The organism is Longimycelium tulufanense, from assembly GCF_014645795.1.
Classification (GTDB): domain Bacteria; phylum Actinomycetota; class Actinomycetes; order Mycobacteriales; family Pseudonocardiaceae; genus Longimycelium; species Longimycelium tulufanense.
This window is the reverse complement of the sequence record NZ_BMMK01000070.1, coordinates 1-9,076: the sequence shown is the minus strand read 5'-3', so window position 1 is coordinate 9,076 and position 9,076 is coordinate 1. Positions and strand designations below refer to the sequence as shown.

The 9,076-nt window shown below is 62.7% G+C and carries 10 protein-coding genes and 1 pseudogene; 2 read left to right on the top strand and 9 right to left on the bottom strand.

Features of this window, described 5'->3' with window-relative positions:
• Positions 1–321: 321 nt before the first annotated feature.
• From IEY55_RS32425 to IEY55_RS31030, 5 genes and pseudogenes are all read right to left on the bottom strand, one after another.
• A complete protein-coding gene (locus IEY55_RS32425) occupies positions 322–624 on the bottom strand; it encodes a LysM peptidoglycan-binding domain-containing protein (protein WP_229686933.1) in 303 nt (100 codons plus the stop codon).
• A gap of 114 nt (positions 625–738) precedes the next feature.
• Positions 739–1,272 (bottom strand): annotated as a pseudogene (locus IEY55_RS33185) (glycoside hydrolase family 25 protein); the annotation flags it as partial.
• A 65-nt stretch (positions 1,273–1,337) separates the two neighbouring features.
• Positions 1,338–1,652 carry a hypothetical protein gene (locus IEY55_RS31040; protein ID WP_189062156.1) on the bottom strand — a complete coding sequence of 105 codons (315 nt, stop codon included), beginning with the start codon at positions 1,650–1,652 and terminating at the stop codon, positions 1,338–1,340.
• Between the two features lie 121 nt (positions 1,653–1,773).
• Positions 1,774–2,301, bottom strand: coding sequence for a bifunctional DNA primase/polymerase (locus IEY55_RS31035; RefSeq protein ID WP_189062155.1), 528 nt, complete (start codon positions 2,299–2,301; stop codon positions 1,774–1,776).
• 61 nt (positions 2,302–2,362) lie between these two features.
• Positions 2,363–3,346: a helix-turn-helix domain-containing protein gene (locus tag IEY55_RS31030; protein WP_189062154.1), complete on the bottom strand. Its 984-nt coding sequence runs from the start codon at positions 3,344–3,346 to the stop codon at positions 2,363–2,365.
• Between the two features lie 600 nt (positions 3,347–3,946).
• Between IEY55_RS31030 and IEY55_RS31025 the strand changes: the two genes are divergently transcribed.
• Together IEY55_RS31025 and IEY55_RS31020 are read left to right on the top strand one after the other, a co-directional pair.
• Positions 3,947–4,525 (top strand): NADPH-dependent FMN reductase, encoded by a 579-nt coding sequence (locus IEY55_RS31025; RefSeq protein WP_189062153.1) that lies wholly within the window; start codon positions 3,947–3,949, stop codon positions 4,523–4,525.
• Between the two features lie 25 nt (positions 4,526–4,550).
• Positions 4,551–5,090 (top strand): carboxymuconolactone decarboxylase family protein, encoded by a 540-nt coding sequence (locus tag IEY55_RS31020; protein WP_189062152.1) that lies wholly within the window; start codon positions 4,551–4,553, stop codon positions 5,088–5,090.
• A 111-nt stretch (positions 5,091–5,201) separates the two neighbouring features.
• On the opposite strand, the gene IEY55_RS31015 is transcribed toward IEY55_RS31020, so the two are convergent.
• From IEY55_RS31015 to IEY55_RS31000, 4 genes are all read right to left on the bottom strand, one after another.
• Positions 5,202–5,780: a hypothetical protein gene (locus tag IEY55_RS31015; RefSeq protein WP_189062151.1), complete on the bottom strand. Its 579-nt coding sequence runs from the start codon at positions 5,778–5,780 to the stop codon at positions 5,202–5,204.
• 104 nt (positions 5,781–5,884) lie between these two features.
• On the bottom strand, positions 5,885–6,661 hold the full coding sequence (locus tag IEY55_RS31010) for a hypothetical protein (RefSeq protein WP_189062150.1): 777 nt from the start codon (positions 6,659–6,661) through the stop codon (positions 5,885–5,887).
• Positions 6,662–6,739: 78 nt separating this feature from the next.
• On the bottom strand, positions 6,740–7,345 hold the full coding sequence (locus tag IEY55_RS32870; protein ID WP_189062149.1) for a LysM peptidoglycan-binding domain-containing protein: 606 nt from the start codon (positions 7,343–7,345) through the stop codon (positions 6,740–6,742).
• A gap of 147 nt (positions 7,346–7,492) precedes the next feature.
• Positions 7,493–8,608 carry an ABC1 kinase family protein gene (locus tag IEY55_RS31000; RefSeq protein WP_189062148.1) on the bottom strand — a complete coding sequence of 372 codons (1,116 nt, stop codon included), beginning with the start codon at positions 8,606–8,608 and terminating at the stop codon, positions 7,493–7,495.
• Between the last annotated feature and the right edge of the window lie 468 nt (positions 8,609–9,076).

Sequence of the window (9,076 nt, the reverse complement as noted above, 5' to 3'; positions counted from 1 at the left end):
GAGCACCAACAGCAAGGCACCGGCCGTGTCCCAGGCAGACGCAGCTTCACCCATGACGTGTTCCTCCTCACCTGGTCTCCTGAGGACTGGTGGCACCCAGCCAGTAGCGGTGAACGAGAAGTGTCGGGATCGGGATGTTCTACGAGCAATTGTCCACCCAGCACCGAACGCCGCGAGTCCCCTGAACTGGCTACTTGTCCCCCTGGCAAGATGCATCGGTCACGCGTCAGCTCACGTAAGCAATGTCCGCTAACCCCTCGACGCTCGTGCACGATGTGTTCCGTTCCGGTACCTGGGTGCAACCCTCCTTCGCGATCTTGTTCAGGGGAGCAGGATCTGTTGCCCCGGATGGATGAGATGCAAGTTGGCCAGCCCGTTCAGGTCCCGCAGCACATCCGCGGTGGTACCGTACTTCGCCGCGATCTCCGAGAGGGTCTCACCGGCCTGGACGATGTGCGCCCGCTTCCTACCGACCTTGGGGATCACAAGAATCCACCCCGGCCGAACCAGATTCGGATTATCACCGATCAACGCGCGGTTGGCGTGCCATATCTCCCGCCACGGGACACCGTACCGCTCTCCGATCGCCGACAGGCTTTCCCCCGGAAGGACACGGTGACTCACGAAGCCAGGACGGTGCTCCACAGGACCCGGCGAACTCGGGCCAAGATCGCTGCTCAGTGTCGAAAGATCGGTGAACGCGACGTTCAGGTCCACCGGACCCGAGATTCCGGGGACTCTGCCATTGTTCGTATACTGGTGCGCGACCACGTGGTCACCGCGGTAGCCAGGGTCTCCGATGGACCGACCCCAATGAGCGACCCACAGGAAAGTCCCGTTGTCGAGCCATCGATCTGGGCCAAGGCTGGAGTAGAACCACGAAGATGAGGAATAAATCATTATCTCGGTCCGACCGGTGAGTCGCCGAACCTCTGCTATGCACTCGGCAATCCAGCCAGGCAGTCCTGCTCGACCGACCTCGACGTCAAGGCAGGGAGGCAGCCAATCCGCCCCAGCAGCGCCTCGCGCAGCAAGTTCGGTGGCGAAGTGTTCGGCATCCGCACCCGGACCGTTCTTGTCGGGCCGACAGAAATGATAGGCACCAACCCGAAGTCCGGCCCCGCGGGCGCCAGAAAGGTTGACGTCAGCAAAGGAATCAACATACTTGACGCCCTCAGAGAGCTTGATGTAGGACCAGATGTAACCCGCGGCTCGAACACGCCCCCAATCAATAGGGCCCTGATGATTGGATACATCAACCCCGGGATGCATGGCTACCTCCTCACTACACTCCTCCTCGGTTCTCTGGTTGAGCACGACCAGAATGTGACTCATCGTCAGGCCGGAGGCTGTTCGGACCGATCATCGAGGCCGGCACGGAGCGCGGCCACCTCGTCAACGAGCTCCCGATTCTCCTCCCGCACGGTCGCGAGTTCCTTCTTCACATCGGCAAGTTCGTGGAACACATCTCGGGTGAGCTCCGCGCGTTCGTCGAGCAGCGTCCGAAAACCTGCGGTCAGAGTCGCGACGGTTCGCTCCGCTTCTCGCCGCTGGGCTGCGCGAAGCGCGCGGTGAGCGCTCAGCATACCGGCCAGCCCGCCGGCGAGAGCCGACAACGCAGTGACGAACCCAGCGATCACTTCCGGGGACATGGTTCCTCCCCAGATGCCGAGAGTAGGGAGCCTGTACCAATCCCTGTGGGCCAACTTGACGATTCACCGCTTCGGCATGACCTTGCAACGAACACCACCACGTCAACAACACAGCACGTGATCAAAAACCTTTCGATAGTGATCTGAACACGACGAACAACGCATCTTGCAGGATGTCGAGCTCAGGAACGCGCCACCCGGCATCGACCGGACCCACCACCCACCGGTACCGACCGCAGAGGTGCGGGCTGGGCGGAAGAGGAACCTGTTCCCCCGCCCCGTGGACACCCACGTTCAGAGCGGGGTGCATGCTACCTGTCGAACGAACGAACAGGAGGTAGCGGCCCAGCGGAGTCGCTGCCGCCGGGATCGATACCCCGGAAAGCGCCAACCGTGACAAGACCAGTTGCCCCTCCCCTGCACTGATCTCGACTGCGTCGATCCCGTATCCACAGGCAAGGAAGATCGCAGGTGCTTTACCGATCTCCGAGTCCCCGGCACCGTTCACAACCCAGCGCCCGACGCTGGAACGAGGCGTTGGGACAAGGGAGGACGTTTCTGGCACGACACGCCAGCCATGTTCGGCATATTTCGCGGCCCACGCTCGGGTGTCCAGTGTCGCACGCTCCTGTTCCAGTGTGCTTACCATGAGATCCATCCTGAAGTTGTCCGTACCGAACGTTACTCGCACAATCCTTCCTTCGCCCTGGTCAGTCAGAACCATGATGCGCAGGCATGAACACGAGGAGCCGGAGCCCGGTCCGAATCTGTACGGAGACTCCCACCACGTTCCGCCAGCCATACCGGGCATGACGAATCCGCCTGACAAAGTAACTGGCGGCCGGCGAGGGCTGGTATTCTCCCCACAACTCGCGGGCCCGTGGGGAGAGCTCCAACAAACGCGTGATGAGTTCGTCGAAGGCAGGGGCACCAGGGCATCGAGCGTACTCCGCCCTAAGCTCTCCTATCGTTTCCCGCCGCACGGCGTCGATATCGGAGAATTTTTCCGCAGCCTCCTCTGTAAACAACCACAGAACCATGTTCCGATCAGCTTCCGGCATGTTCTCGAAGTCCCCGAACCAGTCCCCGGCCGCCGGGTTGTGGCACAGCACGTTCCATGCCAGGTCCGTCAGCATGGCAGGGTTGGACTCCTGGCCCCGGACGAACTCGGCCAGATCCTCGTCCACCCGCGCGGGTGCCTCCGGAGCACGCCTGCCAGGCTCGTGACCCACAGCCAACAGGTACAAGCAGGTCCGATCAGCCTCGTCCATGCGCAACACACGCGCGACCGCCTCCAGCACCTGAACATGGGGCGCAGCTACCTCCCCACGCTCGAACGCCGCGTACCAGCGAGTGCTCAGGCCCGCCAGCATCGCCACGTCCTCCTGGCGGAGCCCCGCACCGCGACGACGATCGCCGACCGGCAGCCCCATCTCGGCGGGCGACAGCTGGGCACGCCGTGTCTGCAACAACAGACGCAGCTCCCGGCGTCGCGCGTCGTCACGCGATCCACGATGGCCTGGCTTCTTCTTCAGCAGCATTCGCGCACACCCGCCCTTCATACGACCAAGAACCCGTCCCCAGTCCAACCGCTCGACATCCCATGGCAACAAGCCGACACAAAACAGCGGCGCGTTTCCGACGAGCCGCCACCAACGGCCCGCAGGCCTGATCTTAATCACCACCTCGCCCACAGGATCTGCCCTCACCTCACCGTAGGCCGAGTGGCAACAAACACAAAGGATGTGTTTCTGCTAGCACAATTCGTTCCTAGCAGCAGAACCGGAAATGGGTGTGCCAGGAATCAACAGTTCCTGTCACCGGCAAGATCCTCTTGACTTCTCCGGGCTCCCCAGAGGGGCGACATCCGCATCGCGCGAGGAGCCTCCTGCGTTCGGGCCGATGGACGCGCAAGTCCACGGGCCTGCACCGAGCCGGAACCGCTTGCCGCCTCGGCCGTGGACACTCCACCGTCAGTCGGCAAACTGCGGCACAACAGCCAATAAGGTCAACACGCGCGCCTCGTGGACCGGCGCCCCCGAAGCGCAGTCCACCGCGTCCCAGGGCTCCCTGCTCGGTTGCCCGTGCTAGCAGGAAGCACACCGGCAACAGCGCGGTCTTCCACACAGCCCGTCCCGCTTGAGATCCTTGGCGCAATTGCGGGAGAAATTCGTGGGACCACCCGGACAACTCCACCACACTTGACGCCCTGAGCCCGGCTCACTCTCCTAGCGCGCACACCGCGAGTTGCCCACCATCACTTCCGTTCCACCAGAAGAGAGAGGACCTACGGCATGACCTTCACCGTAGTGGGCATCGGCGGATCACTTCGCGTTGGTTCTCAGTCAGAACGTGCCCTGCGGATCGCCCTGAGGGGCGCGGCGGAGGCGGGAGCCCGCACCCTCCAGATCAGCGGTCATGATCTGCTTCTTCCATTCTACGATCCGGTAACACCAAGGCGGACCACTGCTTCCAGGCACTTGGTGGAGGCGCTACGAAGGGCCGACGGTGTCGTCCTGGTCTCTCCTGCATACCACGGCACGGTGTCCGGACTCGTCAAGAACGCCCTCGACTATGTGGAGGACCTCCGCAATGATGCCCGACCTTACTTGGAGGGTCGGGCAGTAGGTTGTGTAGCCGCTGCTCAGGGATCGCAGGCGGCGGTGAACACGCTGAGCACCTTGCGGGCGATCGCACACTCGCTGCGCGCTTGGCCCACGCCCCTGGGCGTTTCGATCGACTCCACCGAGCTCAAGTTGCCGTTCGAAGGCAGTTGCCCGGACGTGACTCTGCGAAGCCGGCTACAGCTTGTTGGACAGCAGGTCGTCGAGTTCGCCCAAGCACGCCGCCAGGCCGTGTCGGTACGGCGTTAACCACGAAACTCTGAGGAAGAGAGCGATGCCACATATCGAGTTGCCGACCGCAGCGCCGGGAATTCTCGGTCTACTACAGTACCGCCCGGATACGGCCCGTCCGCTGCGGGAGCTCGCGGAAGTGCTGTTGCGTGGGCCGAGCACGCTCAGCCGTGGTGAGCGTGAACTTATCGCGGCCTATGTCTCCTCACGCAATGACTGCCAGTTCTGCACTCGTTCACACGCAGCCTGCGCCGCTGTCCAGCTTCCTGAGGGTCCACCGCTGGTCGAGCAGGTGCTGATCGAGTCGGCTGAAGCACCTCTGCCACCCAAGCTCGCGGCCCTGCTACGCATCGCCGCTGCCGTCCAGAAGAGCGGCAATGCGGTCACCCCTGAACTCGTGGCCGACGCTCGCGCGGGAGGCGCCACCGATCTCGAGATCCACGACACGGTGCTGATCTCAGCATTGTTCTGCATGTACAACCGATACGTCGACGGGCTCGCAACGCGGACACCGACCCACTCTGCGGCTTACCGACAACTGGCTAACCGTATTGCGGTGGAGGGATATCTCGCCGATTTCTGATCGACGAGTTCATGTCCACCATGCACGACTCCAAGCGCGTCGTGTACGCGCGTCGTCGCACTACACGATCACATTCGCAGACCTGGCACCGGGTGCAACATGGAGGATGCGCTATTGACACTGGTTTTTGGTTGTCCGGCGCCGCATACGCTCGTTGATCCTCGTCAGCAGATTACGACCTTCTCGGAGCAGCGTGGCCGGGAGACCACGCCGTCTGCTGACACACCGCCCCCGACCCTGGTGGCCAACCATGGTCAGGAAAGCGGCCCCGATCCGGATGACCTCCTCAGGGGCTTGGTCGGGTTCGGCCAGTCCCGCCGCGAGCGCAAGTAGACGGTGCTCTGCGGCCCATGCGGTACACACACCCTGTGAGTTGACGCCGGCATACTCGTCCAGCACCCCACGCAATGCCGGTTCGCTGGCGGCCAGCTCCCGCCATGCGCGGGTCACGGCCACCACACGGTCGAGGGACGGGTGTCTGGCGGCCGCATCGAGCGCCAGTTCGATGCGTGGCGCGAGCAAGAGCAACCAGCGACAGTGCAACGCGCGCAGCAGGTCCTCGCGGTCCCGATAAGCCTCGTGGAGACCAGGGATCTCATCGAACCGGATGGTAGATCCCGGGTTGCGGGCGTACCACTCCAGAACAGCAAGCAGAGCACCTCGCCGCTGGTAGAAATCGTTCCAGCCCATCTCACCCCGTTCTACGAAGCGGTGCCCCGCTCTCCCACCTGATCGATGTCTGTGGAAGACCTGGCCCCGGTCTACGGTTCGTCGCCTTCAGGCCGGGGTGTGCTTTACCGCGAAGGCACACCTACCGGCTGCCCGACCCACTGGCTCAGCGCATGTTTTTCGATGACTTCGCCAACCAGGGCGTGGTGTTCGAGGAGAAACCTTCCGGTCAGCGTCTCGTCACCCAGGGCTCGAGCGAGCCGTTGCCCGGACGGCGTTTGTGGAAGCCTGTGCTCGCGGGCCGCGCGGCGGAGCCACAGCAACTCCGGGATGTGCTGGTACAGGTGCTCTACCTCCGATACCCGGACGCCGAACCACGCCAGTGCGTCGGGGCGTGGCAGCCATTCCCAGACCGGCAGTTCCAGGAGACGCCGCCCGGCGTTCACCGTGATGAGGTGGAGTATCCTCGCAACCTCGCTCGGGCATCTCCGTACCCGGGAGGTCGTCTGTGAAGCGCCGGTGACGAAGGCGTCCGGCAGTACCGAGAGGTCAGAGTTCCGTCCAGCAGTCGTCCGGAGAACCGGTAGCCGGGAAGAACGCAGTTCGTTCGCCCACCACAGGGCGATGCGTGTCTCCACCGAGACAGCACCGGCAGGCTGAACCGTGATGGCCTCGACACCAGCGAGTTGCCGGACGTGTTGCGCCATCCACAGCGGCCGGATCGTCGGCACGAACACCACTCCCCGGCCACCCGGCCAGGTGGCGTGGCGCGCGATACCCGGCCGGGTGGCGAGGGAACAGTCCGGATCGGTAAGAACGAGCAACCCCTCAGCGCTGGTTCCGGGAAGGACCGGCAAGTCACGGAACACACAGAGGATGTCATCCTTCCTGACATCAACCATGTCGTCACCTCATTTCTCCAACGAGGCCAAACCGGAACACCGGCATGTGGTTACGCTGACCAGAGCCTGAACGAGTGATCACACCCGGAACCGCTGTCCCGGGTAGATGAGGTTTGGATCCGCGATGAGGTCCCGATTGTTCGCATGGATTGTTCGCCAGCTGGGTATTTTCAGCTTCAGTGCAATGCCGAACAGCGTGTCGCCGGGCAACACGACGTAGGCCGTGCCGGACAGGTCGTTATCGCTCTCGGGTGTCGGCTTGGTGGGGACGGCCGGGCTTGGACGCTCTGCTGGGGTACGAACCGTGGTACCTCGCAATCCGAGCTTCGCCGAGCAGGCAGGCCAGGCGCCCCAGCCTTGGCTACGGAGCACGCGCTCGGCGACGCGGATCTGCTGTTCCCGGGTTGCCTGGTGGGCGCTGGGGGCATACTTGCTCCCACCGAACGCGTGCCAGGTACTCGGCAGGAACTGGAGACCACCGGAAAATCCGTTGCCGGTGCTAATATTCCACTTTCCTCCCGACTCGCACCGGGCGAGTGCATCCCATGTGGACGTCGGCGTTGCATGGGCAAAGGTACCCACTCCGGCCGCCGCGCTCCCCAGTATGGCCACAAGGACCGCCCGGGTCATTAGCTTGCCAACCGCCAGCTGCTGCCGACGCTTCTTCTCATACCTCGTGGTCATCTTGTCTCCCTTCTATGTGGTGCGACGTGGCAGCCGCGACCTTGTTGTCCAAAGTTGTCGACCGCCGACATTTTCGTGAACCTTTCGCCAAAAACCGGGAAGTTCAACACAAAAACTTCACACCGGCTATCGACAATAGTTTTCCTGTCACTCGTTGAGTGCTGACTGCAAAACAGGAACCGCCACCGCCTGAAAATCGACTTCGGGGCATAGATCGTTGACCATCCCCTCGAGTACCAGCAAGGACATCAGGGGAAACACGAACTCTGGTGCGGCTGCGATGCCGTACTCCCGCTGGAGGTCAAAGAGGGAAGCGGCGAACGGGGCGAGACGAAAACTCTCGGCGCGCGACCCAGATGCCGAACGAACCAGGTCGGATATAGCACCACGAAAGGCTTCCACATCGTCTCGCCCTGACACATCCTCCGCACTGCGGAGTATCACCTCAGCACATTTATCGCCACGCCCCAGCGTCATATTGAGAAAAAACTCGGAGAAAAGTCTACGCACCTGGCGGGGGAGATGGACCACAAAACCAGCGTCGAGTAAGGCAATCTTTCCGTTCGGCGCCAGATAAAGGTTTCCCGGATGCATGTCACAGTGCACGAGGCCATCAACAAAAAGCATCCGGTAAACACCGCGCAGCACCGTTTCCACCAGCCTGCGGCGGATGGGTGGGCTCAGCTCGTCGGGTTCCAGGGTACGCAGTCCCTTGAGATATTCCATGACGAGTGCCCCCTCCCCACACGCACTGGAGATTGCTTGGGGGAGCTGAAGGTCAGGTAGCGGAGCCAGGTTGCTCCGCAATTTGCCGAGCGCCCGTGCCTCCTGATGGAAGTCGAGTTGGCGGAGCACGGCGTTACCCACCTGAACCACCATGCGTTCCATGGGAACACGCCGCAGTCGGGGAACACGCTGGAGAAACCTCGTCCCCACGCGTAGTAGTGCCAGATCCGCCGCCATCACACGCTCGATACCGGGCCGACGGAGTTTCACGGCGACCGTCCGTCCGTCGGGAAGGAGCGCACGGTAGACACACGCGATGCTCCCGCTGGCCACGGGCTCCCAGACGAACTGTGTGAACGGGTGACCATTCGGATAGGCGCGGGCAAGCGCACGCTCCGCGTCCGACATGCTCATCGGCCGGACCCGGTCGTGCAGGCCCTTCAGGGCGTCACACCAGAGAGGCGACAACAGATCGCGCCGAGTGCTGAGAAGTTGCCCACCCTTGATGAAGGTCGGACCGAGATCTTCGAGCAGCATGGGTAGGCGGGTCCGGAAGACGGTCCCCCATCGCCGAGGACGCCCGACCGCACACATGAGGGACATGCCTACGTGCCACGAAACAACGGCTGTCCAAATGATAAGTCTCCACAACAACCGAGTCGCCCGCACTTGCACGACGACCAGTTGCTGGCAGGTGCTGTTCCTTTCCCCACCATCCGCGGTCCCTGGCACTCGGGACACCCCTCTCGTCGACATGAACAACATGAGGCAGTCCTGATCCGCTGTGGACGACGACATTGCGGGCCACAGGTCCGCTCACCGTCACGCAAGCACCTCATCGAGCATGGCGTCTCGAATCCTCTTCTGGAAGGAAGAGCTACTACCTGCGTCACCGCTTCCCGTACGCATGGATTCTCCGACGTGAAGAACAATGGTCAGCCCGGGACTGTCTGATTAGCGGTGGATCGCCTGGAGATGGCAGGTTGGCTCGACTGACCTGCCAGG